The sequence below is a fragment of the Streptomyces sp. NPDC049585 genome, assembly GCF_040675615.1.
GTDB lineage: Bacteria > Actinomycetota > Actinomycetes > Streptomycetales > Streptomycetaceae > Streptomyces > Streptomyces luteosporeus.
The window spans coordinates 87,381-113,306 of record NZ_JBFAPE010000010.1 but is presented as its reverse complement, the minus strand read 5'-3'; the positions used below and the strand labels follow the sequence as shown (position 1 = coordinate 113,306).

General features: G+C 74.6%; 9 protein-coding genes. 4 read left to right on the top strand and 5 right to left on the bottom strand.

Annotated features, from left to right (window positions below; all coding sequences use genetic code 11):
* Nucleotides 1-27 precede the first annotated feature (27 nt).
* Nucleotides 28-246: an MbtH family protein gene (locus AB0K17_RS13990; RefSeq protein ID WP_344433768.1), complete on the bottom strand. Its 219-nt coding sequence runs from the start codon at nucleotides 244-246 to the stop codon at nucleotides 28-30.
* Nucleotides 247-592: 346 nt separating this feature from the next.
* Nucleotides 593-1,129: a hypothetical protein gene (locus AB0K17_RS13985; protein ID WP_365964376.1), complete on the bottom strand. Its 537-nt coding sequence runs from the start codon at nucleotides 1,127-1,129 to the stop codon at nucleotides 593-595.
* 132 nt (nucleotides 1,130-1,261) lie between these two features.
* On the opposite strand from AB0K17_RS13985, the gene AB0K17_RS13980 reads away from it, so the two are divergent.
* The 4 genes from AB0K17_RS13980 to AB0K17_RS13965 all read left to right on the top strand — a co-directional run bounded on the left by AB0K17_RS13980 (nucleotide 1,262) and on the right by AB0K17_RS13965 (nucleotide 8,419).
* The gene (locus tag AB0K17_RS13980) at nucleotides 1,262-2,518 is read left to right on the top strand and encodes a histidine kinase (protein ID WP_365964377.1); all 1,257 of its coding nucleotides are present in this window, start codon (nucleotides 1,262-1,264) and stop codon (nucleotides 2,516-2,518) included.
* A gap of 155 nt (nucleotides 2,519-2,673) precedes the next feature.
* Nucleotides 2,674-6,585, top strand: a complete 3,912-nt coding sequence (locus AB0K17_RS13975; protein ID WP_365983099.1) for a PA14 domain-containing protein — start codon at nucleotides 2,674-2,676, stop codon at nucleotides 6,583-6,585.
* A gap of 35 nt (nucleotides 6,586-6,620) precedes the next feature.
* Nucleotides 6,621-7,577: an ATP-binding cassette domain-containing protein gene (locus AB0K17_RS13970; protein WP_365983098.1), complete on the top strand. Its 957-nt coding sequence runs from the start codon at nucleotides 6,621-6,623 to the stop codon at nucleotides 7,575-7,577.
* A complete protein-coding gene (locus AB0K17_RS13965; RefSeq protein WP_365983097.1) occupies nucleotides 7,574-8,419 on the top strand; it encodes an ABC transporter permease in 846 nt (281 codons plus the stop codon). Before AB0K17_RS13970 ends, AB0K17_RS13965 begins: the two co-directional genes overlap by 4 nt.
* A 67-nt stretch (nucleotides 8,420-8,486) precedes the next feature.
* Here AB0K17_RS13965 and AB0K17_RS13960 read toward each other — a convergent pair whose 3' ends face one another.
* The 3 genes from AB0K17_RS13960 to AB0K17_RS13950 all read right to left on the bottom strand — a co-directional run bounded on the left by AB0K17_RS13960 (nucleotide 8,487) and on the right by AB0K17_RS13950 (nucleotide 25,914).
* Nucleotides 8,487-9,599: an NYN domain-containing protein gene (locus tag AB0K17_RS13960; protein WP_365964381.1), complete on the bottom strand. Its 1,113-nt coding sequence runs from the start codon at nucleotides 9,597-9,599 to the stop codon at nucleotides 8,487-8,489.
* Nucleotides 9,600-9,886: 287 nt separating this feature from the next.
* Complete coding sequence (locus AB0K17_RS13955; protein WP_365983096.1) at nucleotides 9,887-10,957, bottom strand: hypothetical protein; 1,071 nt, start codon at nucleotides 10,955-10,957, stop codon at nucleotides 9,887-9,889.
* A 170-nt stretch (nucleotides 10,958-11,127) separates the two neighbouring features.
* On the bottom strand, nucleotides 11,128-25,914 hold the full coding sequence (locus AB0K17_RS13950) for an amino acid adenylation domain-containing protein (RefSeq protein WP_365983095.1): 14,787 nt from the start codon (nucleotides 25,912-25,914) through the stop codon (nucleotides 11,128-11,130).
* Nucleotides 25,915-25,926: the final 12 nt, after the last annotated feature.

The window sequence follows — 25,926 nt, the reverse complement described above, 5'->3', positions numbered from 1 at the left end:
GAAAGGTGGCGGTGGGCGGAAAACGATTCAGGAAGCCTCGGCGGCCATGGCCGCGGCGAGGCTGCGCGGACGCATGTCGGTCCAGTTCTCGTTCACGTAGTCCAGGCATTCCTGGCGGCTCGCCGTGCCGTGCACGACGTTCCAGCCCGCCGGGATCGCAGCGAAAGCGGGCCACAGGGAATGCTGGCCCTCGTCGTTCACGAGCACGTTGTACTCGGCGTTCTCGTCCTCGAATGGATTGGCCATCGAGACTTCCCTCCATGACGCGGTCAGCCAATTGCGGTCGACCTTAGGCAGCGTGCGATCACCACGACAAGGGCTGCCGGGTCCGGATTTCCCGGGGAGGTCCAGAGATTGCAATGAGAAGAATTGAATAATGCGTTGCGCGACTTTCGGCCACCGGCCCGGGGCGGCGGGCGGCGGCACACAAACGCGAGATCGGGCGCGTGCGGCGGCCGCCGCGGGCCGCCCGCCGGTCACGTTCGCCGGGCGCACCGGGCACCCAGGGTCACTTCCGGGCATCGAAGAATTCTTGGCGGCGGCGGGCGGCGAGGGGCGGCGGGCGGCCGCGGCCGGTACGGTCCCTCGCGGGTCAGGGCGCCGTCCGCTCCCGCAGCACCCGCCCGCGGATGGCACGCAGCATGGACGTGCGGGTCAGCCCGCTGCCGAACCTGATGAGGTACCAGTAGGGCGCGAAGGCACGGCGGGTGTGTTCGTCCGTGGCCAGCACCCGGGTCTCCGTGGTGAGCAGCCCGTCGGCGCAGCGGACGTTCATCCCGACTTTCAGCAGGCCCGGCTCACGGCTCTCGCGCACGATCTGCGCGAGGGTGCCCGGTGGCCGGGGCGCGTCCGAGGGGGACTGCACGCCGGCGAAGAGGAACTCGTCGTCCCCGGTCGGCACCACCTCGCCCATCCCGCTGAGGAAGTCGGAGACGATGCGGCGGTCGGCCGACACGTCGGCCCGGGTGATCGCCACCAGTGCCCGCGCCAGGGGCGCCTCGGCCCAGGTCGTGGCGTACGCGGCGCGCATCACCTGCGCCGGGGGGCCCGGCACCGCAATGCGGTGCAGCTCCCTGAAATGCCATTCCGGCAGCAGCCGGTCGAGTTCCGACCGGTTCTCATCGGGCATGTGCGTCCCCTCCTCGAAAAACATGCGGTCTCCCTTCCCACGGAACATCCCGGAGAAGATTTCGAAGAGGAGTCGCGCCCACCACCCCGATGGCAGCTAACTGACATCACAGCCATCACTAGGATGGGCCGAATGGTCGTCAACCCCACCACTTCCTTACGTCGTCGTCTGCTCCCCCCGCTGTGCGGCCTCCTCGCGGCCGCGGCGGTGGTGGGCGGGGTGTTCGCCGGGCCGGCCGCCGGCTGGAAGGCCGCCGTCCCCATGGTGGTGGCGGTCCTGGGCACCCTGGCCCTGGCCGGCCTGCGCGCCCGGGTCCCGCTGCTGCCGGTGACCGGCGCGGTCGCCCTCTCCTCCGCGCTGGGGACCGCGGTGGGCTATCCACCGGTCCACGAACACCCCGCCGGCCTGGTCACCTTGGTGGAGATGGCGGCCGTCCTGCTGCTGGTCTGCCTCGTCGCCCGCTTCGCGCCCCTGCGGCAGGCGGTGGTGCTGTGCACCGTGCTCGGCCTGCTGGCGTCGACGATGATGCTGCGGCTGCAGGTGCCGCCCACCGTCCTGGAGGCCGCCGCGCAGAGCGCCTTCTTCTGCCTGGGTGCCGTCGCCGCCGCGGCCGTCGGCGGCTACCTGCGCGCCCAGGAGTCGCGCAGGCTCCGCTCGGTGCACCAGGCCCGGCGCGTCCAGCGCCTGCAACTGGCCCGTGACCTGCACGACTTCGTGGCACACGACGTGTCGGGCATCGTCGTGCTGGCCCAGGCGGCGCAGGTGGTCGCGGCCGGGCAGCCGGAAAAGGTCATGCCGATCCTGCAGCAGATCGAGGCCGCCGGCCTGCAGGCGCTGGGGTCGATGGACCGCACGGTGCACATGCTCGACGGGGCGGAGGAGACCTCCGCCGCCCCGGCGGGCACGGCCGCCGAGGGGCAGCCGCAGGCGTACGGCCTGCCGGACATCGCCGACGTCGCCGAGCGGTTCCGCACCGCCGGCCGCTGCGAGGTGGAGCTGGACATCGACCTGTCGCCCGAGCACGTCGCCCGCGTGCCGCGCGAAGTGGCCAGCACCGCCCACCGGGTGGTGGTCGAGGCGCTCACCAACGTCCGCCGGCACGCGCCGACCACGCCCCTGGTGCGCGTGTCCGTCCTGCCGGGCACGGCGGCCGGGGCGGCGGTGCTCACCGTCCGCGTCGCCAACCGGGCGCCGTCCATCGCCGAAGGCGGCGGATTCCTGGGCGAGCGGGCCCGCAAGGGAGGCAGCGGGCTGGCGGGGCTGGCCGAACGGGCCGAGGCGCTCGGCGGCACCCTCGGCTTCGGTGGCCGCCCGGACGGCGGCTGGGAGGTCACCGCCGTGCTGCCGCTGGCCACCGGGCGCCCCGATCCATATTCGAAGATTCGCTGAGGACTTCGAATCCGGGCCGCACACTCGGCAGGATCCGGCTCATCCCTGCCCCGCGCCGTGCACCGGGGCACCCACCGGTACGGGAGTGATGAGTCGACATGGATCGAGGCCGAGGTTTACTACGGGCTGCCGGGGCGGGCGCCGCCGCGGCGGCCATGGTGGTCACCCTGCTCGGCGGCCGGCCACCCGTGGCGGTTGCCGCGGGACCGGACGCCACGGGTGTCGCGCTGCTGCCCGCCGCGGCCGGGGCGCCGGTGCGCCCGGAGTGGCCGGCGGGGCGGTTCGTGGCACCGGCGGCGGCACCCGGCGCGTCCGCGCCCGCCGCTCCTCGCCCCGCCGGGCCGCAGGACGGTGCCGTGCTGGCGCAGCCGCGCCCCGAACTGAAGCTCGGACGCGCCGCGGACGCCGCGGCGTACGAGTTCGTGCTCTCGACGGGCGACAGGCCGGGGGTGGGGCAGACCACGTCCTCCGGCTGGCTCACCACGCCCTCGTGGCGCGCGCCCGCGGGCCTGCTCGCCGACGGCGGCCGGTACACCTGGGCGGCGCGCGTGCGCGACGGCCGGGGCCGCGTCGGCGCCTTCGGACCGGCCTCGGCCTTCACCGTGAACCGGCGGCTGGGGGCACCGGCCGGCGCCGCGACCGCCCCGGCGGACGCGATCGGCCCGGTGTCGGTGGACACGGCCACGGGCAACGTCTCCGTCTCGGTGAGCACCCCGCAGACCAATACGGCGGCAGGGCCGCTGGGCGCGACCTTCCGCTACGACTCGCTCGCGGTGGACACCTCCGGGCTGACCGGGGCGTACTTCGCGGGCGACTCGGCGTCCGGCATCGCGGCCGCCGAGCGGCCGGCGGCCGTGCGCACCGACGCCCGGCCGGACTTCGCCTGGGGAGCGGCGGCGCCGTACCCGGACGCCCGGCCCGGCGGCGCCTTCCGGGTGCGGTGGACGGGCCGGCTGCGCGTACCGGAGGCGGGCACGTACCAACTGGGGGCCGCGTACGGCGGGGGCCTGCGCGTGTGGATCGACGGCCGGCCGGTCCTCGACGACTGGCAGGGCCCCGGTACCGCCACCGGTCACCCGGTGTTCGGCAAGGGGATACGGCTGCGGGCCGACCGCGCGTACGAGGTGCGGGTGGAGCACCGGCGGCCGGAGGCGGGCGGCGAGGTCGCCCTCTGGGCGCGGGGGACGGGGCACGAGGTTCCCGTACCGGCCTCCTGGCTCGCCCCGTCGGGCGCGGTCCTGCCGCCGGGCTGGAGCGTGACACCCGCGGCGCAGGGCACGGCCGGCGCGGCGAACGGTGCCACCGGCGCGGCGAACGGCCCGGCCACCGGCTCGGCGACCGGCAGGGCGGCCCCGGGAGCGCCCCTCCCGCCGGTTTCCGCCCCGGCCGCGGCCTCCGCCCGCCCGGCGCGGTCCGCCGCCGCGCGCGGGGTGCGGGCACAGATCGAGGCCGCCGAGAACGGCGGCGTGCGGTTCTCCTACGCGGGCAGCCCCGAGTGCGCCGACCGCTCGGCACCGGCCGGGTTCGTGTGCGCGGTGAGCGTGCCGGGAGCGGGACGGACGACCTTGTCGTACCGGGAGGGCAAGCTCGCCAGGATCACCAACCCGGGCGCGGAGGTCACCGACTTCGGCTTCCTTGCCGACCACCGGCTCACGGACGTCCGCCCGCCCCTGGTGTCGGACTGGATCGGTGTCGACCCGCGCCACCGTGACACCGAGGCCGCCCGCTACCGGATCGGCTACACGGGGAACACGGCCGCGGCCGCCTGGCTCATGGGACCGGAGCCCACCGGTGCCGCCGCCGTGCCGTCGCTGCGGCCGCGCCACGAGTACGCCTACACCGCGGACGCCACCGAGATCCGGGTGGCGGGGGTGGCGACCGCGCAGGGCTGGGCCCGCCGGCTGACCCACGACGCGGCCGGACGCGTGCTGAGCGACACCGACGGCACCGGGCGCACGGTGCGCACCGAGTGGACCGGCGACGACCGGCAGGCGTCGGTGACCGACGCCGCGGGCCGGATGACGACGACGGTCCACGACGCGGCCACCGGAGCACCGGCCGGTACCTACGGGCCCGGCCCGCGCGCGTGCTTCGGCCCCGACCGGCGCCCGCTCACCCCTCCCCCGGCGGGCTGCGAGAAGGTCGCCGCGTACACGACGACCTACGGACCCGGTGGCATCACCGCCGTCCGCGCGGACTCCGACGGGGTCCCGGAGCAGACGACGCTGACGCGGCTGGACGAGCACGGGCTGCCCGTCGCGACGGTGACCGACCCCGGCGGACTGGCCCTGCGCACCGGCCAGGCGTTCGACGAGCTGCTGCGGCCGACGGTCAAGGAGCTGCCCAGCGGCGCGCGGCAGGTCACCACCTACTTCGGGCCGGAGGAGTCGGCCGACAACCCCTGCACCGAGCGCAGTGACCCGGCGCCGCAGCGCGGCCTGTGGAAGACGGTCACCCTGCCGACGCCGGCCGACGGGTCCGGCCGGGTGAACAAGAACGTCTACAACGCGCGCGGCGTGCCGGTCGCCCAGAACACCGGTCAGGACGGCTGGATCTGCCTGAAGTACGACGAGCGCGGCCGGACCGTGCAGATGCGCATGCCGAGGACGCCGGCGCTGCCCGAGCGCACGGTGGACTACGACTACGCCTACCGCGGCGACCCGCTGACGCTGCGGGGGGCCGAGGCCACCGACACCATGGTGCGCACCGTCGACCTGCTGGGCCGCCAGGTGCGCTTCACCGACGCCCACGGCACCGTGACCACGACGTCCTACGACCGCGCGGGCCGCGCCGTGGAGGAGCGGCTGGTACCGCCGGTCGCCACGGACGGCGTGCGCGTCAAGCGCACGCGCCACGACGCCGCCGGCCGCGTCACCGACGTCTCGCTGAACGGCTCGACGCTGGCGGTCGCCGCCTACGACGCGGCCGGCGGCCTGGCGTCGGTGCGCTACGGCAACGGCACCGCCCTCGCCGTCTCCCGCGACGCCGCCGGGCGGATCACCGGCAAGCAGTGGACGCTGGCGGACGGACACCGGCTGGACACCACGGTGACGCGCTCGCGGTCGGGCACGATCACCGAGGAGCACACGCCCGGACCGGACGGCCGCGAGGAGCGTTCGGGCTTCCGCTACGACGCGGCGGGCCGGCTCGTCGAGGCGTCGGTGGCCGGGCACGTGTACGGCTACGACTTCACCTCCCCCGCCCCCGCGGACTGCCCGCGCGGCTCCCGGGCCGACGCCGGGGCCAACAGCAACCGGGTGCGCCTGACGGACCGCACCGCCTCCGGTACGGCCGTCACCGGCTACTGCTACGACGATGACGACCGGCTGCTGGCCACCACCGGTGCGCGGCAGCTGACCGGCTTCGCCTACGCGCCGAACGGCAACCTGGCGGGCTACACCGACAACGGTGCGAAGGTCACCCGGCGCTACGACTTCACCGAGCGCTACCTCGGGGGCACGGCCGGCGGCACCGAGGTCTTCCACCTGCAGGGCCTGGCCGACGGCCTGATCCGCCGGGACGTCACCACCGCCGGGCACACCGAGACCTACCTCTACGGCCACAGCGCCTACACCGACACCGAGCACGACCTGGTGCTGCGCTCCGACAAGCGGCTGCTGACGTGGACGGTGCCGCTGCCGGGCGGCGTCCTGCACATGGCCGCGGGTGCGGCGTACGGCGGGCACGGCACCTACAGCCACCCCACCGTGCGCGGGAACGTCTTCCTGGTCACCGGTGAGGACGGCAGGCGAAAGGGCGACCTGTACCGCTACGGCCCCTTCGGCGAGCCGTTCGCGGCGGACGGCACGGTCGACCCCGACCACGTACCGGACAACCAGCCCGGCGACTTCGACTACGGCTGGCTCGGGCAGTACCGGCGCGGTTACGAGCACAGCGGGCCGTTCGCGGCGGTGGTGCTGGACCTGCGCACGCTCAACCCCGCCTTCGGCCGGTTCGAAGTCGGCTTCACCCAGGGCGAGTTCCTCAACGCCTACGAGTACGTGTACGGGGACCCGGTCGATCGCCTGAGCCTGAACGGCGTCGTCCAGGCCACCGGGAGCGAATAGCGGCACATTCCCTGTGCAGCGAGCGAAGGAAATCCATGGACACATTGATGATCGAAGTATCGGACGTGACCAAGTCGTTCGGTCCGGCCAAGGCGCTCGACGGCGTCAGCCTGCAGGCGCCCCGGGGCACCGTCCTGGGGCTGCTCGGCCACAACGGGGCCGGCAAGACCACACTCGTCGGCATCCTCAGCACCTTGTCGCTGCCGACGTCGGGGCACGTACGGGTGGCCGGGCTCGACGTCGTCCGGGAGGCCGAGGAGGTCCGCCGGCGCATCGGGCTCACCGGCCAGTACGCGGCCGTCGACGAGACGCTCTCCGGGCACGCCAACCTCGTCCTGATCGCCCGGCTGCTGGGTGCCTCGCGGGCGCAGGCGGCGGCCCGGGCGGACGAGTTGCTGCAGATCTTCGACCTCACGGGCGCGGCGCACCGCAAGGCGAAGACGTACTCGGGCGGCATGCGCCGGCGCCTGGACCTGGCGGCCAGCCTGGTCGGGCACCCGGAGGTGATCTTCCTGGACGAGCCCACCACCGGGCTCGACCCCGCCGCCCGGCGCGCCCTGTGGGACGTCGTCCAGCGCCTGGTCCGCGAGGGCACCACGATCCTGCTGACCACGCAGTACCTGGACGAGGCCGACCAGCTGGCCGACTCGATCACCGTGCTCGCAGCCGGCCGGGTCATCGCGTCGGGCACCGCCGACGAGCTCAAGAACCGGATCGGGCGGCGCTCGGTCACCGTGACCGTCCGCAGCGCCGAGGAGCGTCCCCGGGCACGCCGGGCGCTCGAACAGGCCGGGTTCGCCCCCGCGCACGAGGAGGAGGGGCTCGGGATGTCGATGCCCGTCATGGACTCCACCGACCTGGCCCGCGTCGTGCGGGCGATGGACGACGTCGGCGCCGAACTGGCCGGGCTCGCCTACTCGGAGCCCTCGCTCGACGACGTGTACATGGCCCTGAACCACTCCACCGCACACCCCGCAGGGATGCCCCGATGACCCTCACCACCGACCGCACGGCCTCCGCGGCCGCCACCGCTCCCCCGCTCCCGGCGGCCCCGCAGTTCGGCGGGACCGGCGTGCTGCGGCAGATCCAGGTCCTGGCGGGCCGCTCGCTGCGGGCCCTGCGCGAACCGGCGCTGGTCCTGCCGGGCGTGCTCGAACCCATCCTGATGCTCACCGTCTTCAGTCAGGTCTTCAAGAGCGTCTCCCAGACCACCGCCTTTCCCGCCGGGGTCAGCTACATCGACTACCTGCTGCCGGCCTTCCTCGTGACCGGCTCGATCAGCGCCGCGCTGAAGTCCGGGGTGGCGCTGACCACGGAGATGAACAACGGCATCATCGCCCGCTTCAAGGCGATGCCGGTGCACACCGGCTCGGTCCTGGTCGCCCGCAGCATCGCCGACACCGCGCTGAACCTGGTGAACATGCTGGTGATGCTGGGCGCCGCGGCCCTCGTCTTCGGCTTCGGCCCGGCCGGCGGGGTGCTGGGCTCGCTCGGCGCGGTCGTGATCGCCGTCGTGCTCGGCTGGTCGCTGGGCTGGGTGTTCATGGCGCTGTCGGCCTGGCTGCGCCGCCCGGAGGCCCTCCAGCCCATCGGCGGCATCGTCAACATGGTGCTGCTGTTCGCCTCGAACGCCTTCGTCCCGGCCGAGGGCCTGCCCTCGTGGCTGAAGGGCTTCGCCGAGGTCAACCCCATGTCGCACGCGATCACCGCGGCCCGCGACCTGGCCCTCGGCCGGGCGCACACGAGCACGGTCCTCGCCCCGCTGGCCGTGTGCCTGGTCGTGGTGGCGCTCACGGCACCGCTGGCGATCCGCACCTTCCGCCGCACGACGTGACCTACGGCGCAACGCGCGGTGGCCCGGAACCCCTCGGGGTTCCGGGCCACCGCGCGTCGGTGTCGCTTCAGATCCGGCCGCAGTGCGCGCAGCGGCCGCGGCGGCGCAGGTAGTAGCCGAAGGTCGCCGCACCCAGGGCCAGGCCCCACACGACCCAGAAGATGGACGGCCCGAGCGTGCCCCACATCCCGGAGTCGAACTCGCGAATGGCCATCAGGCCGGCCGGGATGAGCACCACCGCGATGATCGAGGCGGGCACGATCGCCGTGGCCGGGTGGACGGTCCGGCCCTTCTTGAACCACACCCAGCGCGGCCACACCTCGCCCCAGTGCGCGACCAGGCCGTGCATCAGCAGGCTGCCCAGCGTCGAGGCGATGCCCAGGGCCAGGCCCATCTCCAGCATGTTCGGGGTGTCCTGCATGTCCTTGAGGAAGGCGTCGGAGATGCCGAGCGGCCAGCCGAAGTACCAGGCGATGCGCGTGATGTCGTACGGGAGCGTGGAGAGCACCGCCACCCGCACCGCCCAGCGGCCCCAGCGCAGGGCCGCGGCCGGCTCGGTCCAGGCGGACGCGGCCCGGTGGCCGCGGCCGCAGCGCAGGCACTGGCCGCCGGTGCGCCGCTGGTAGGCCAGCGTGGTGGCGACCCACAGCAGACCGCCGACGAAGACGATCATGAGGTTGATCCGGTGCCAGTAGAGGATGTCACCCATCTCCTGCGGGCCCGGGACCCCGGTGAAGGCGAAGACGACCAGCACCGGGGAGAAGACCAGCAGGCCGAGCAGGGAGTAGTCCGGGACGAGGAAGGTGAGCGTGCAGGCCGCCACCCAGCCGTAGGCGAGCATCGCCTTGCGGACCCTGCCCGTGCCGCGGTCGCGCACCATCAGCACGCCGACGACCGCGCCCACGGCGCAGAAGAGCACCATCAGGGGTGCGACCACGGTGGCGCTGCTGGGTTCGAGCAGGGAGGACGAGGCCCGGTCGTCGACGGTCTTGCGGAAGGGGTAGTCGCTGCCGCCCAGGGCCCAGTACAGGCCTGCGGCTCCGTACAGCAGGGACCATGCCACCACCAGGTACCCGGACCAGTCCGGCCACCGGGACCACCAGGGACGCCGGGGCGCCGCGTCCGGGGAGGTGTGCGCGGAATCCTTCCGGGCCGGCTCTTCGACGGCTGTATCGGCCATGACGGGACTTCCTCTTCTCACCGTCCGGGGACGGTATCCGTTGTCGTACGAACAAGGTTGCCGCCGCGGGTCGTTGCGCACATCTGCCGATCGGGAGAGAAGGAGGTGCGCATGGCGCGCGGCATGCGAGAGCGGCATGCAAAAGAAGGCGGCTCCCGGTCCGACGGGGGACGGAACGGGAGCCGCCGGTACGGGGCGGTCTGTCGGCGGGAGGAACGGGTCGCTCCCCATTCAAGGGAGCCGCGGGGAGCGACCTCAAAGCCGTATCGAAGAATTCGAAGGGGTCGTCAGCCGCGTCCGCAGTGCTTGCACGTCCCGCGGCGCCGGAAGTAGTAGGCCAGGGCCGCGGTGGCCAGGGCGATGCCCCACACCGGCCAGACCGTCTCGGGGACGGTGGCGCCCCAGTCGCCCTTCTCGTTGTCGAAGGATCCCTGGAAGTGCAGGCGGATGTACATGATGCCGGCGATCGTCACCATGACGGAGACCAGCAGGGCGGGGATGACGGCCAGGGAGATGGGCACCCGCTTGCCCTGCAGCCCCACCATCCAGCGGGGGAAGACCTCGCCCCAGCGCTGCACCAGTCCCAGGGTCAGCAGGGAGCCGAGGGCGCCCATCGTGGCGAGGGCCGCGCCGAAGATCCACAGGTGGTCGCGCTTGCCCTCCTCCCAGAGCTGGTCGGAGATGCCGAGGGGGTAGCCCAGGGCCCAGGCCCACCGGGTGGTGGCGTACAGCAGCGGGACGACGACGGCCGTGTAGGCGGCCTTCCTCCCCCAGCGCGCGGCGGCGGCCGGCGAGGTCCACTCGGCGCCGGAGTCGGTGCGCCCGCAGCTGCCGCACGCATCGGTCGTGCGCCGCTGGTAGGCGACGGCGGAGAGGGCCAGCAGGGCCACGGAGACGACCGCGAACAGCTGATTGATCACGGTCCAGTTGATGGCGCTGAACCGCAGCATGAAGACGTAGGCGAGGTTGCCGAGGATCCGGAAGTCGGCGAGGGTGCTGAAGACCGCGGTGACCGACAGGGCCGAGGCGCCGAGCAGCACCCCCGTGGGGATCCGGCGTCGGCCGGGGAGCGCCAGCAGCAGGGCCACCGCGGCACTGAGCAGGAATCCCCCCGCCAGCCAGGGCGCCAGCCGGGCCCGGCCGACGTGCTCGAAGGCCGAGTACTCAGGGTTGGCGTCGTCGGCGCCGAAGGGGAAGCCGTGGCCGCCCAGGGCCCAGTAGGTGTGGGCCAGTCCGTACGCCAGCAGCGCCGCGAAGGCCGCGTAGCCGATCCACTGCGGCCAGCCGGACCGCCGGTGCACGGCGGCCGGGGTCCGGGTCCCCCGCCGCGGGGACGCGCTGTCGATCACCTGCGTCATGGTGCTGCCTCCTTGGTCGTTGCGTTGTCCAGCATTCCGTCGCGGGGCCCGCCCGCACATCTGCCGATCGGCAGATCCGCGGGTGGGGGCCGGCCACGGCGACGGCCCGGCGCCGTCCGCGCGAAGGCGGGCGGCGCCGGGCCGGGTGGGTGCCACGGGGTGTGCGCGTCCTACGCGGCGGTGTCGCGGAGCTTCTCGCGCAGCGCGCGGCCGACCTCCGCCACGGGACCGGCCTGGAGCAGCTGCCGGTGCTCGCAGTCGATCTCGCGGACCTCCACGGTGCCGGTGACGTAGCGGCTCAGCCGGGCCACCGAGCGCTCGGTCTTGGTGCCCTCCTGCCCGTTCCCGTCCTCCTCCCGGGTGGCCACGAACAGCAGGACGTCGCCGTCGAAGACGTCGGGCTCGTAGCCGACGGTCAGGTCCCAGTTGTTGTTGTTGACCTCGCCGATGCGCAGGATCTGCTCGTCGTCGAAGGTCGCCAGGGCGCTGCCCTCCTCCTTGAGGACGGCCATGACCTTCTCGTGCTCCAACGGCCCGTCGCCGAACATGCCGGGGTCGCGGCCGACGAAGTCGAGCAGGGCCATGAGGACCTTCTGCTCGTCCGCGGCGACGTATTCGCCGCCCAGGTCCTCGGCGCGCAGCGGCACCTGGTCGAGGTTGGCCAGCAGGGCGACCTGCTGGCCCTGCCGCTGCAGCTGGACGGCGACCTCGTGGGCCAGCAGCGAGCCCATCGACCAGCCGAGCAGGTGGTAGGGGCCGGCCGGCTGGACCTCGCGGATGCGCTCCACGTAGTGGGCGGCCATCTCGGGGACGGAGGAGGGCAGTTCCTCCTTGCGCGCCAGCCCCCGGGACTGGATGCCGTACAGCGGGCGGTCGCCGTCGATGTGGTGCATGAGGCCGGAGTACATCCAGCTGACGCCGCCGACGGGGTGCAGGCAGAACAGCGGGGGCGCCTGGCCTCCCGTGCGCAGCGGGAGCACCACGTCGAAGGAGTCCTCGTTCTGGTCGCCGGAGCTGATGAGGTCCATCAGCGAGGCCACCGTGGGGGCCTGGAAGACCGCCCGGTTGGACAGCTCGACGCCGAAGACGGCACGGATCCTGCTGGTGAGCTGGAGGGAGACGATGCTGTCGCCGCCCAGTTCGAAGAAGTTGTCGTCGATGCCGACCCGGTCCAGCTTCAAGAGGTCGGCCCACAGCCCGCACAGCACCTCCTCTCGCGGGTTGCGCGGGCCGCGCCCGTCCGCCGCCGGGCCGAAGTCCGGGGCGGGCAGGGCCTTGCGGTCGACCTTGCCGTTGGCGTTGAGCGGCAGGTCGGCGAGGGGGACGAACGCCGCGGGCACCATGTAGTCGGGCAGCCGCCGGGCGACGCGGGCGCGCAGGCCGGAGGTGTCGGCGCCGGTGGCGGGCACGACGTAGGCGACGATCTTCTTGTCGCCGGGCCGGTCCTCCCGGACGACGACGGTGACCTGGGCGACCTCGGGTGCGTCCTGCAGGGCGGACTCGATCTCGCCGAGCTCGATCCGCAGGCCGCGGATCTTGACCTGGTGGTCGGCCCGGCCGACGAACTCGATGCGTCCCTCGGCGTCGCGGCGCACCACGTCGCCGGTGCGGTACATCCGCTGCCCGGCCGGGCCGAACGGATCGGCGACGAACCGCTCGCAGGTCATGCCGGGTGCCGCGTAGTAGCCGCGGGCCGTGCCGGCGCCGGCCAGGTACAGCTCGCCCGCCACGCCCGGCGGGACCGGGGCCAGCCGGTCGTCGAGGACGTACGCCCGCTGGTTGTCCATCGGCAGGCCGATCGGCACGCCGCCGTCGGTGCGCTGCGGGGCGCGCAGCGGCAGGCAGGTGGCGAAGACCGTGGTCTCGGTCGGACCGTAGACGTGAACGACGGTGGTGGCCGGGCAGGCGTCCAGCACCCGCTGGAAGGCGGTCGGGGAGACCTGCTCGCCACCGGTCCAGACCTGCGCGAGAGCGCCGAAGGCGGCCGGGTCCTCCTCGGCCACGAGGTTGAACAGGGCCGTGGTCAGGAACACCGCGGTCAGCCCGTGGGCGCCGGCCAGCCGGCGCAGCGCCGCCGCGTCCAGCTGGCCGGGGGGTGCCACCACGACCCGTCCGCCGCCGAGCAGAGGCGTCCAGATCTCGTAGGTGGAGGCGTCGAAGGCGTGCGGGGAGTGCATCAGGACCCGCTCGTGGCCGGTCGTCCACCGGCTGTCGGCCGCGAGCGCGACGACGTTGCGGTGGGTGATGCCGATGCCCTTGGGCTTACCCGTCGACCCGGAGGTGTACATGATGTACGCCAACTGGTCGGGGTGCGTCGTGCGGTCGAGCGGTCCGGCGGGGTGCGCGGCCACGGCCGCGGCCTCCGCCTCGTCGTCGACGACCAGGACGCGGGCGTCGTGCCGGAACTCCACGCCGGCCAGGGCCCGGTCGGTCAGCAGCACCCGGCTGCCGGTCTCCCGGACGATCAGCTCCAGGCGGGGCACCGGGTGGCGGGCGTCCAGCGGGACGTACGCCGCTCCGGCCTTGAGCACGGCGAGCGTGGAGACCACCAGGTCCGCCGAGCGCTCCTGCAGGATCGCCACCCGGTCGCCGGGGGCGACGCCGGCCTCGGCGAGGCGGCGTGCCAACCGGTTGGCCCGGGCTTCCAGGTCGGCGTAGCCGAGCCCGGTTCCTTCCGCGACGGCTTCTGCGGCGACGACGGCCGGCGCGCCGGGGGTGCGGGCGGCCTGCCGGGCGAACAGGGCGGGCACCGTCTGTGCCGGGATCTCCCGCGCGGTGTCGTTGGTCCCGTCCAGCACGGCGTGCTCCTGCCCGGAGAGCAGGTCGATCGCCCCGAGGGGCAGGTCCGGGTCGGCGACGGCCGCCGTCAGCAGCCGCGTCAGCCGGTCGGCGAACGCCTCGGCCGTGGTGCGGTCGAACAGGGCGGTGTTGTACTCCAGTTCACCGCCGATGCCCGGGGCCGCGCCCTCGCGGGGCACCTCGCCGAAGGTGAAGGACAGGTCGAACTTGGCGACGTCCATCGACGTCGGCTGGGGGGCCAGGGTCAGCCCCGCCAGCTCCAGGTCGGCCTCCTCGGTGTTCTCCAGGCTGACGGCGACCTGGAAGAGCGGGTTGCGGGAGAGGGTGCGCACGGGGTTGAGCTCCTCCACCAGCCGCTCGAAGGGGATGTCCGGGTGACTGAAGGCCGCCAGGTCGGCGGTGCGCACGCGCTCCACCAGCTCCCGGAAGCCGGGGTCGCCCGAGAGGTCGGTGCGCAGGACGAGGGTGTTGACGAAGAAGCCCACGAGCTCCTCCAGCGCCTCGTCGCCACGGCCGGCGACGACCGTGCCCAGGGGCACGTCCGTGCCGGCGCCGAGCCGGTGCAGCAGGGCCGCGACGGCGGCGTGCAGCACCATGAACAGGCTGGCGCCGCTGTCCTGGGCGAGGCGGTGCACCCCGCGGGCGACCTCGTCGGGCAGGCGCAGCTCCACCCGGCCGCCGTGGTTGGCGGCCTCGGCCGACCGCGGCCTGTCGAAGGGCAGCTGCAGCTCCTCCGGCAGCCCGGCCAGGGCCGTGCGCCAGTGCTGCAGCTGCCGGCCGAAGGGGCTGTGCGGGTCGTGCTCGTCGCCCAGGACCCGCTGCTGCCACAGCGCGTAGTCGGCGTACTGCACGGGCAGGGGCGTGAACTGCGGCGCCTGCCCCGCGACGCGGGCCGCGTAGGCGGTGCCCAGGTCGCGGGCGAGCGGGGCCAGGGAGGCACCGTCGCCGGCGATGTGGTGCAGGACGAGCACCAGGACGTGCTCGCGCGGTGCCAGCCGCAGGAGGTGGGCCCGCAGCGGGATGTCGGCCGCCAGGTCGAAGCCCTGCGCGGCCAGCGCGGCCAGCCGCGCGTCGAGCTCGTCGCCGCTCACCTCCTCGCGCCCGAGCGCCACGGCGTACTCGCCGCTGCCCAGGATCCGCTGACGCGGCACGCCGCCCTCGGCGGGGAAGACGGTGCGCAGCGACTCGTGGCGCTCGACCACGTCGGCGAGTGCCGACGCCAGCCCGTCCTGGTCCAGCTCGCCGAGCAGCCGCACGGCCAGCTGGATGTTGTACGTCCCGCCGGTGTCCTCGACGGCGTCGATGAACCACAGCCGGCGCTGGGCGTGCGAGAGCGGGATCGCCTGCGGCCGCTCGGCCGGGGCCAGCCGCTGCCGGGCCGCCTGGGCGTCCGTCAGCCGGGCGGCCAGCGCCGCGACCGAGGACGCCTCGAAGACGGTGCGCACCGGCACTTCCACGCCGAAGGCGGTGCGGATCCGGTTGACCAGCCGGGTGGCCAGCAGGGAGTGCCCGCCGAGGTCGAAGAAGCTGTCGTCGATGCCGACGTCGGCCACCCCGAGCACCTCGGCGTACAGGGCGGCGAGGGCGCTCTCCCGCTCGTCGCGCGGCGCGCGCCGCTCGGCGGCGCCGCCGTACTCGGGGGCGGGCAGGGCCCGGCGGTCGACCTTGCCGTTCGCGGTCAGCGGCAGGGCGTCGAGGGCCATGAGGGCGGAGGGCACCATGTAGTCGGGCAGTTCGCCGCCGAGGTACTCCTTCAGCTCCCCGGTCTCCACCGGTTCGGTGAGCACGACGTAGCCGACGAGGCGCTTGTCGCCGGGCCGGTCCTCGCGGACGACGACGGCGGCCTGGCCGACGGCCGGGTGGCGGGCCAGCCGGTCCTCGATCTCGCCGGGCTCGATGCGAAAGCCGCGGAGCTTGATCTGGTCGTCGGCCCGGCCGGCGAACTCCACCACGCCCTCGCCGGTCCAGCGGGCCAGGTCGCCGGTGCGGTACATCCGCTGCCCGGCCGGGCCGAACGGGTCGGCGACGAACCGTGCGGCGGTCAGGGCCGGGTGGCCGGTGTAGCCGCGGGCGAGTCCGGCGCCGGCGATGTACAGCTCGCCGGTCACGCCGGCCGGGACGGGGCGCAGGAAGGCGTCCAGGACGTACACGCGCATGTTGTCCAGGGGCCGGCCGATGGGCACCCGGGCGGGAACGGGCGCGTCGGGGGCGATGGCGTGGCCGAGCGCGAACGTGGTGGTCTCGGTGGGGCCGTAGCCGTCGGCCACGACGGTGCCCGGGCACGCCTCGCGCACGCGGCGCACGGCCGCGGCCGGGACGACGTCGCCGCCGGTCCACACCTCGCGCACGCCCGCCAGGGCGCCGGGGGCCTCCTCGGCCACCAGCCGGAACAGACCGGCCGTCAGCCACAGCGCGGTGACCTCGTGGGCGGCCAGGACCCGCTCCAGGCCCGCCACGTCCAGCTCCCGCGGCGGGGCGACGACGACCGTTCCGCCGCCGAGCAGCGGCACCCACAGCTCGTAGGTGGAGGCGTCGAAGGCCGTCGGGGAGTGCAGCAGCACCCGCTGGTGGGCGCCGCCGCGCCAGCGGCGGTCCAGGGCCAGCTCGACGACGTCGCGCTGGGTGATCTCCACGCCCTTGGGCAGTCCGGTCGAGCCGGAGGTGTACATCACGTAGGCGAGCTGTCCGGGCAGCACGGTGACGTCCGGGGCCTGCCCCGGGGTGTCCTCGTCGGCCCGCAGCACCGCGGTGCCCAGCTGCCGGGCGCGCTCCTCGAGGGCGCCGTCGGTCAGGACGACGGGGGCGCCGGTGTCGCCGACGACGTGGGCGAGCCGGCCGACCGGGTCGGTGTCGCGCAGCGGCACGTAGGCGCCGCCGGCCTTCAGGACGGCCAGCAGGGCCACCGGAAGGCTCGCCGAGCGCTCCATCAGGACGGCGACCGGGGTCTCCGGGCCGCAGCCGAGCGCGGCGAGGCGGCCGGCCAGGCGGTCGGAGAGCGCGTCGAGGTCACGGTACGTCAGGGTGGTGGCGCCGAAGACGACGGCCGGGGCGTCGGGCGTACGGGCGGCCTGCGCACGGAAGAGCTCGGGAACGCCGGCGTGCGGCACCTCGTGGGCGGTGTCGTTCCACTCCACGAGCAGGGTGTGCCGCTCGGCCGGGGAGAGCAGGTCGAGGGCGTCCACGCGGCGGGCGGGGTCGGCGGCGAACTCCGTGAGGACGGCGTGCAGGCGCGTTCCCAGGGCACGGGCCGTGGCGTCGTCGAACAGGTCGGGCCGGTAGTCGAGGCGCAGGGTGAGGGTGCGGCCGTTGTCCGAGGCGCCCAGCGCCAGGGGGTAGTGGGTGCCGTCCTCGATGCGGGCGTCGACGATGCCCAGGTCCTCGGCGGTCTGCTCCAGGCTCTCCGCGTCGACGGGGTAGTTGCTGAACTCGGTGGAGGTGTCGAACAGGTTGCCCACGCCGGCGATCCGCTGGATGTCGGTCAGACCGAGGTACTTGTGCGGCAGGAGCCCGTACTGCTGCTCCTGCAGCCGCGTCACCACGGACAGCAGGGTGTCGCCGGGTGCGGTGCGCACGCGCACCGGGAGGGTGTTGATGAACAGCCCCACCATGGTCTCCACGCCCGGCAGGTCGGCCGGCCGGCCGTTGACGGTCTCGCCGAAGAGGACGTCGCCGCGGCCGGTGAGCCCGGACAGCAGCAGCCCCCAGGCGGCCTGGACCACCGTGTTCTTGGTGACGCCGTGCCGGCGGGCCTGCGCGGTGAGCGCCGCCGTGGCCTCCTCGGACAGCTCGACCTGGTGGACACGGGGCCGCAGCGGCTCGCGCGCGGGGTCGGCGGGCGCCACCAGGGTGGGCTCGTCCACCCCGTCCAGGGCGGCGCGCCAGGCCTCCTCGGCGGCGGCGCGGTCCTGGCCGGCGAGCCAGGCCAGGTACTCCTTGTAGGGGGTGACGGGGGGCAGGGCCGCGGCGTCGCCGCCGGAGCGGTACAGCTCGAACAGCTCGCCGGACAGGACGGGGCCGGACCAGCCGTCGAAGAGGATGTGGTGGTTGGCCAGCATCAGGCGGTGCGTCGTGGCTCCGGTGCGCACCAGGGTGAAGCGCAGCAGCGGCGCCTGTCGCGGGTCGAAGCGCTCGCCGAGGGCGGCCTCGGTCAGCCGGGCGAGCTCCCGTTCGCGCTCCTGGTCGCCCAGGTGCGACAGGTCGGCCTCGCGCCAGGGGACCTCCACCTGGTGGGGGATGACCTGGAGGGACTGGCCGGCGGCTCCGGGGCGGAAGGCGGCCCGCAGGTTCTCGTGCCGGCGCAGCAGCGCGGCGGCCGCGGCCTTGAGGGTGGCCGCGTCCAGTTCCCCGCTCAGGTCGAAGGCCATGAGGGTGGTGTAGATGTCCGCGCCGCGCTCGTCGTACAGGGCGTGGAAGAGCAGTCCTTCCTGCAGCGGGGAGAGCGGCAGCACGTCGGCGATGGCCGGTCGGCCGGCCTCCAGGCCGTCGATCTCCTCCTGGCCGAGCGTGACGAGGGTGAGGTCGGAGGGGCTGAGCCCGCCCGCGCCCTCCGGGCGTTCGGCGTGCGCGACCAGCGCCTCCAGGGCCCGGAACCAGCCGAGGGCCAGGTCGCGGATGTCGTCGTCGGTGAACAGCTCCTGCGCCCAGATCCAGTTGGCCACCAGCCGGGGCCCGTCGGGGTGGGTGACGGCCGTGGCGGTGACGTCGAGGGCGTGCGGCAGGGCCATGGCGGCGTCCGCCACTGCCGACAGGTCGTGGTCGATGACCACCTCGCCGGCTTCGGTCTCCTCCTCGACGGCGCCCAGCCGGCCCAGGTAGTTGAAGCCGATCTGCGGCTGCGCGTACCGGCCGAGCACCTGGGCCGTCTGCGGGTTGAGGTGGCGCAGCAGGCCGTATCCGATGCCGTTGTCCGGCAGGGCCCGCAGCTGCTCCTTGACCCGCTTGACCGCCCGGCCGATGGCCGGGCCGCCGGCGAACACCTCGTCGCCGGCGCTCTCGCCGGGGTCGAGGCGCACGGGGTACAGGCTGGTGAACCAGCCGACCGTACGGGAGAGGTCGACGCCCTCGGCGATCTCCTCGCGGCCGTGGCCCTCCAGGTCGATCAGGACGTCGGTGCCCGTGCCGCGTCCGGTGCGCTCGCGCCAGTCGGCGACGGCCAGGGCGAGTGCGGTGAGCAGCACGTCGTTGACGCCGGCGCGGAAGAGCGCGGGCACGGGCCCGAGCAGCGGCCGGGTCACGGCGGCGGGCAGCGTCACGCTCAGCCGGGCGGCGGTGCCGAAGGTGTCCTCGGCCGCGTCCAGCGGGCGGGGGGTCAGCTGCGGGTCGGGGCCGTCGAGGATGCCCCGCCACAGGGTGAGTTCGCGCATGCGGGCCGGGTCGCCGGCCAGCTCGGTCAGGCGCCGGGCCCAGCCGCGGAAGGAGGTGCCGACCGGCTCCAGCTCGACCGGCCGGCCCGCGGCGAGCGCCGCCAGGGCGGCCTCGAGGTCGGGCAGCAGGATCCGCCAGGAGACGCCGTCGACGGCCAGGTGGTGCACGACGACGGTCAGCCGGCCGGGGGCGGTCTCCCCCGCGTCGAAGAGCACGCAGCGCACCATGACCCCGGCGTCGGGGTCCAGGCGGGACTGGGCGTCCGCGACCTCGGAGACGGCGCGGGCGTCGAGCTCCTCGTCGGTCAGTCCGGCGGCGATCAGGCTCGCCGCGTCGACGCGGTGGAGGCAGTCCTCCGCCCGGACGGCGCCGGGCGGCGCGACCTCGAGCGACCAGCCGAAGTCCTCGCCGATGCGGGTGAGGGTCATCCGCAGCGCGTCGTGGTGGTCGAGGACGGCCTGCAGGGCGGCGGTCACCAGGGCGGCGTCCGTGCCCGGGGGGACCGGCAGGGACATCGTCTGGTTGAAGTGCGCGATGGAGCCGCCGCGTTCGCGGATCCAGTGGACGATCGGGGTCAGCGGCACGTCCCCGACGCCGTCGCCCGGGGCGGGCGCGGCGGCCTGCTGCGCCTGCTCGGTCTCCTGCTCGTGCTGCAGGGCGGCGGCCAGCGCCTGCGGCGTGCGGTGGGTGAACACGTCGCGCGGGCTGAAGCGCAGGCCGGCCTTGCGGGCCCGGCCGACGAGCTGGATGGTGAGGATGCTGTCGCCGCCGAGCTCGAAGAAGTTGTGGTCGGCGCCGACCTCGGCCACGCCGAGCACCTCGGCGAAGAGCGCGGCCAGCGTCTCCTCGGCCGCCGTGCGCGGGGCGGTACCGCCGGCGGGCGCGCCCTGCTCCGGCGCCGGCAGTGCCTTGCGGTCGACCTTTCCGCTGGGGGTCAGCGGCAGTTCGGCCAGGACGACGAAGGCGGCGGGCACCATGTAGCCGGGCAGGGCGGCCGCGACGTGGGCCCGCAGCACGGCGGGGTCGGCCGTGCGGCCGGGGGCCGGGGTGACGTGGGCGACCAGGCGCTTGTCGCCGGGCCGGTCCTCGCGAACGGTCACCACGGCCCGGTCCACGTCGGCGTGCGCACCGAGCACCTGCTCGATCTCGCCGGGCTCGATGCGGAAACCGCGCAGCTTGACCTGGAAGTCGGTGCGGCCCAGGTAGTCGATGTGCCCGTCGGCCGTCCACCGCACCAGGTCGCCGGTGCGGTACATCCGCTCGCCCGCGCGGCCGTAGGGGTCGGGCACGAAGCGCTCGGCGGTCAGGCCGGGGCGCCCGTGGTAGCCGCGGGCCACGCCGGCCCCGGCGAGGTAGAGCTCGCCGGGCACGCCGGGCGCCACCGGGCGCAGCAGGGCGTCCAGCACGTAGGTGCGGGTGCCGGCGACCGGGCCGCCGATGGTGACGGGCTCGCCGGCGGTGACGGCGGTGCCGGTGGCGTAGACGGTGGTCTCGGTGGGCCCGTAGAGGTTGGTCAGGCTGCCGCCGAGGGCCAGCAGCCGGCCGGCGAGGTCGGCGGGCAGCGCCTCGCCCGCCGTGACCTTGTGCAGTCCGCGCAGCGCGTCGGGCACGGCGGCCTCCAGCGCGTGCCACAGGCTGGGAGCGGCCTCCATGGCGGTCGCGCCGGTGCGGGTGAGCAGGGCGGCCAGGGCCTCGGGGTCCTTGGCGGTGCCGTCGCCCGCCAGCACCAGCCGGGCGCCGGTCAGCAGCGGCAGGAAGATCTCCATCACGGAGACGTCGAAGCTGACGGTGGCAACGGCGGCGAACCGGTCGGAGGGGGTCAGCCGCAGGTGCGCCTGGACCGCCTCGAGCAGGTTGTCCATGGCCGCGGAGGGCACGACCACACCCTTGGGCCGGCCGGTGGAGCCGGAGGTGTAGATGACGTACGCGGCCTGTCCGGGCCGGCGCCGCGCCGCCGGGCCGGTGGCCGGGCGGTCCTCCAGGCCGGCGCCGGCGAGCGCCTCCTCGGTCACGGTGAGCACCGGGGCGGCGTCCTGCAGGATGTACGCGATGCGCTCGGCCGGCAGCTCCGGATCGACGGGCACGTAGGCCGCGCCCGTCCTGAGCACGGCGAGCAGCGTGGCGACCAGGTCCGAGGTGCGCGGCAGCCGTACGGCGACGTACCGCTCGGGGCCTGCGCCCTGCTCGCGCAGCCAGTGGGCGATGCGGCCGGCGCGGGCGTCGAGCTGGGCGTACGTCAGCTCGCGGTCCTCGGCCACCACGGCGGTCGCGCCGGGGGTGCGGGCGGCCTGCGCCGCGAACCGCTCGGTCACCGGCTCGGCCGGCGCCTGCAGCGCGGTGGCGTTCCACTCGGTGAGCACCTGGTGCCGCTCGCCGGGGGTGAGCAGGTCGAGGGCGGCGAGCGGGGTGGCCGGGTCGGCGGCGAAGGCGCGCAGCACGGCCACGAAACGCTCGGCGAGGGCGTCGACGCGGCCGGCGTCCAGCAGGTCCGGGCGGTAGGACCAGTCGACGGTGAGCCGCTCGCCGCGCTGGGCGGCCAGCAGCGCCAGCGGGTAGTGCACGGCGTCGCGGACCTCGGCGTCGACGACGCCGACCTCCTGGGCCGAGCGCTGCAGCGGCTCCTGCTCGACGGGGTAGTTCTCGAAGACCACGAGGGTGTCGAAGAGTTCGCCCGTGCCGGCCAGGCGCTGGAGCTCGGCGAGGCCGAGGTGCTGGTGGGCCATGAGACCCGCCTGCTGTTCCTGCAGTGTGCGCAGCAGACCGGCGAGGGTGGTGCCCCGGCCGGTGCGCACCCGCACGGGAAGGGTGTTGATGAACAGGCCGATCATGTCCTCGACACCGGGCAGCTCCGGCGGCCGGCCGGAGACCGTGGCGCCGAAGACGACGTCGTCGCGGCCGGTCTCGGCGGCGAGCACCAGGCCCCAGGCACCCTGGACCAGGGTGTTGACCGTCAGACCGTGCTCGCGGGCCGCTGCGGTCAGGGCGGCGGCCAGTGCGTCGGGAACGACCGTGCTGCGGTGCCCGGGCACGGCCGGTGCGCCGGCAGCCGTACCGGGCACCAGGAGGGTGACCTCCTCGATGTCCGCCAGGGCCGTGCGCCAGGCCTCCTCGGAGGCGCCGCGGTCCTGGGCGGCCAGCCAGGCGAGGTAGTCCTTGTACGGGGCGACGGGCGGGAGCGCGCCGGCGTCGCCGCCGTCCCGGTGGATGCCGTAGAGCTGGAAGAGCTCGCGCACCAGCAGCGGCATGGACCAGCCGTCGACGGCGATGTGGTGCACGGTCAGCACGAAGCGGTGCCGGTCGTCGGCGAGCCGGACGAGCGTGCAGCGCATCAGCGGCGGCTCGGTCAGGTCGAAGCGCCGAGCCCTGTCGTCGGCCAGGAGCTCGTCGAGCCGGGCAGCCGCCGTCCGCGGGTCCGCATCGGCGAGGTCGGCCAGGGCCCAGGGGAGCTCCGCCGTGCGGGGGACGACCTGCAGGGTGCGGCCGGCTTCCCCCTCGGTGAAGTAGGCGCGCAGGTTGTCGTGGCGGCGCAGCAGGGAGCGGGCGGCCGCGTGCAGCGCGTCGGCGTCGACCGGGCCGTGCAGTTCGAGGACGGACTGCACGGTGTAGACGTCGGAGGCCGACTCGTCGTACTGGGCGTGGAAGTGCAGGCCCTCCTGCAGCGGGGAGAGCGGCAGGACGTCGGCGAGCCCGGCGGGGGACGCCTCCAGCCGGTCGATCTCCTCCTGGGTGACGCTCACCAGGGGCAGGTCGCAGGGGGTCAGGCCACCGGCGCCGGGGCGGGCGGCGTGCTCGGCCAGGGCGGTGAGCGCCTGGAACCACAGCTCCGCCACACGCCGGACCTCGTCCTCGGTGAGCAGTTCGCCGGAGAAGGTCCACGAGGCGACGAGCCGCTGTCCCTCGGGGTGCTCCACGGCGGCGGCGTTGAGTTCGAGGGTGTAGGCCAGCGGCATGGCGGCGTCACCGGCCCCGGTGAGGTCGCGTACGCGCACGGTGTCGGCGGCCGCGGCCTCGGCGGCGTCGGCGGTGCCCATGCGGCCGAGGTAGTTGAAGCCGACCTGCGGCTCGGGGCGGCCGGCCAGCTCGGCTGCGGTGTCCGGGTTGAGGTGGCGCAGCAGGCCGTAGCCGATGCCCTTGTCCGGGATGGCCCGCAGCTGCTCCTTGACCGCCTTGAACGCGGCGCCCAGAGCGGGGCCGCCGGCGAACAGCTCGTCCTGCGCGGCCGGGCCCGGGTCGACGGCGACCGGGTGGAGGCTGGTGAACCAGCCGACCGTACGGGAGAGGTCGACGCCCTCGGCGATCTCCTCGCGGCCGTGGCCCTCCAGGCCCACCAGGACGGCGGAGCCCTCGCCGCGGTCGCGTTCGCGCCGCCAGCGGGCCACGGCCAGGGCCAGCGCGGTGAGCATGGCTTCGTCGGGGCCGGCGTGGAAGAGCGCCGGGACCTTGCCGAGCAGCGCCTCGGTCACCTCGGCGGGCAGGGTCAGGCTCAGCTGCCGGGCCACGCCGACCACGTCGCGTGCCGGGTCGGTGCGGCGCTCGGCCAGCAGCGGGTCGTCGGTGTCCAGCACCGAGCGCCACAGGTCGAGTTCGGCGGTGCGGCGCTCGCTGACGGCTTCCTTGACCAGCTCCTGCGACCAGCGGCGGAAGGAGGTGCCGACGGGCTCCAGGCGCACCTCGGCGCCGTCGCGCAGCGCGGTGAGGGCGGCCTGGAGGTCGGGCAGGAGTATGCGCCATGAGACGCCGTCGACGGCGAAGTGGTGGACGACCAGGGCCAGCCGGCCCTCGCCGCCGTCCGCGTCGTCGAACCAGACGGCCTGCAGCATGCGGCCCTCGGCGGGGGCCAGCCGCTGCATGGCGGCCCGTACGGCGGCCGCGGCGGCCTCGTCGGTGACCGGGGCGGCGACGCGCACCAGGCAGTCCGCGGCCCGTACCGCGCCGCGGGCGGCGGCTTCGAGCTGCCGGTCGTCGCCGGTGCGGCGCAGCGTCAGGCGCAGGGCGTCGTGGTGGTCGAGCAGGGCCTGCAGTGCCGCGCCGACCTGTGCCTCGTCGAGGCCGGCCGGGACCGGCACGGTCATGGTCTGGTTGAAGGCGTCCAGCGGGCCGCCCTGCTCCAGCTGCCAGTGCATGACCGGGGTCAGCGGCACCGGTCCGGTGCCGTCGTCGGCGGCCGGCGCGGCCTGCGCGGTGGCGGTGGCCGCGAGCGCGGCGAGCCGGGCGACGGTGCGGTGCTCGAAGATCTCGCGCAGGCTCAGGGCGAGGCCCTCCTTGCGGGCGCGGTGCGCCAGCTGGATGGAGCCGATGGAGTCGCCGCCGCGCTCGAAGAAGCTGTCGTGGACGGAGACGGACGCCTCCTCCACCCCGAGCACCTCGGCGAACAGCCGGCACAGCAGCTCCTCGCGCCCGGTGCGGGGCCGGCCGTCGCCCGCGGCGTCGCCGGCCTGCGTCGCCCGGGGGGCGGCGGACCGGACGGGCATCAGGCGCTGCCGGTCGCCGGCGGTGAACAGCGACACCTCGCCGACGCGCCGGCCGGGGTCGGCGGCGAAGGCCGCCAGGACCGCCAGCAGGGCGTCGAGGATCTCGCGCCCGGCGCCGTCGGCGAACAGGTCGGGGCGGTGGTCCAGGCGGACGGTCATGCGCTCGCCGCGGACGGTGCCCTCCAGGTTGAGGGCGTAGTGGGTGGCGTCCACGGTGGTGGCCGCCACGGCCCCGATGCCCTCGGCGGAGTTCTGCAGGGTGTCGGTGTCGATGGGGTAGTTGGCGAAGATGGTGATGGCGTCGAACAGCGGGCCGGTGCCGGCGATCTGCTGGATCTCCGCAAGTCCCAGGTGCTTATGCGCCAGCAGGTCCGCCTGGGCGTCCTGCAGACGGCGCACCTGCTCGCCCAGGGTCAGGGCCGGGTCGATGCGCAGGCGCACGGGCAGGGTGTTGATGAACAGGCCGACCATCTTCTCGACGCCGGGCAGCTCCGGCGGGCGGCCGGAGACGGTCTCGCCGAAGACGACGTCCTCGCGTCCGGTCAGCGCGCCCAGCACCAGGCCCCAGGCCGTCTGGACGACGCTGTTGAGGGTCAGGCCCAGGCCGCGGGCCCGCTCGCCGAGGGCGAGGGCCAGTTCGGGCGCGACCTGCTCGATCAGGGTCTCGGGCAGCGCGGCGCCGGCGGCGGGGCCGACCACCAGGGTCGGCTCCGCCCCGGCCAGGGCCTGCTTCCAGGCCAGTTCGGCCTCGCCGCGGTCCTGGCGGGCCAGCCAGGACAGGTAGTCCTTGTAGGGGGCGACCGGCTCCAGCTGCGAGGTGTCGCCGCCGTTGGTGTACAGGGCCATCAGCTCGCCGAGCACCAGCGGCATGGACCAGCCGTCGAGCAGGATGTGGTGCGCGGTGAAGACGAACCGGTACTCCTGGTCCGCCAGCCTGATCAGGGAGAAGCGCAGCGGAGGACGGGAGAGGTCGAACCGGCGGGTGCGGTCCGCCTCCAGCAGGCGCTGCAGCTCCTCCTCCCGCTCGTCGGCCGGCAGGTGGCGGATGTCGCTCTCGCTCCAGTCCGGCTCCGCGTCCCGCAGGATCAGCTGGACCGGCTCGCCCGACTTGCGGTTGCGGAACGAGGCACGCAGGTTCTCGTGCCGGCCCAGGACGGCGGCGACGGCACCGCGCAGGACGTCCGCGTCCACCTCGCGCCGCAGGTCCAGCGCCATCTGGATGACGTACACGTCCGCACCCTGCTCGTCGTACAGGGCGTGGAAGAGCATGCCCTTCTGCAGGGGGGACAGCGGCAGGATGTCGACGAATCCAGGCTTCGCCACTTTGCTGTTTCC

What these genes read in the sequence shown, in the direction of transcription:
- AB0K17_RS13990 (WP_344433768.1), bottom strand. Translation starts at nt 246, where the DNA reads ATGGCCAATCCATTCGAGGACGAGAACGCCGAGTACAACGTGCTCGTG.
- AB0K17_RS13985 (WP_365964376.1), bottom strand. Translation starts at nt 1,129, where the DNA reads ATGCCCGATGAGAACCGGTCGGAACTCGACCGGCTGCTGCCGGAATGG.
- AB0K17_RS13980 (WP_365964377.1), top strand. Translation starts at nt 1,262, where the DNA reads ATGGTCGTCAACCCCACCACTTCCTTACGTCGTCGTCTGCTCCCCCCG.
- AB0K17_RS13975 (WP_365983099.1), top strand. Translation starts at nt 2,674, where the DNA reads ATGGTGGTCACCCTGCTCGGCGGCCGGCCACCCGTGGCGGTTGCCGCG.
- AB0K17_RS13970 (WP_365983098.1), top strand. Translation starts at nt 6,621, where the DNA reads ATGGACACATTGATGATCGAAGTATCGGACGTGACCAAGTCGTTCGGT.
- AB0K17_RS13965 (WP_365983097.1), top strand. Translation starts at nt 7,574, where the DNA reads ATGACCCTCACCACCGACCGCACGGCCTCCGCGGCCGCCACCGCTCCC.
- AB0K17_RS13960 (WP_365964381.1), bottom strand. Translation starts at nt 9,599, where the DNA reads ATGGCCGATACAGCCGTCGAAGAGCCGGCCCGGAAGGATTCCGCGCAC.
- AB0K17_RS13955 (WP_365983096.1), bottom strand. Translation starts at nt 10,957, where the DNA reads ATGACGCAGGTGATCGACAGCGCGTCCCCGCGGCGGGGGACCCGGACC.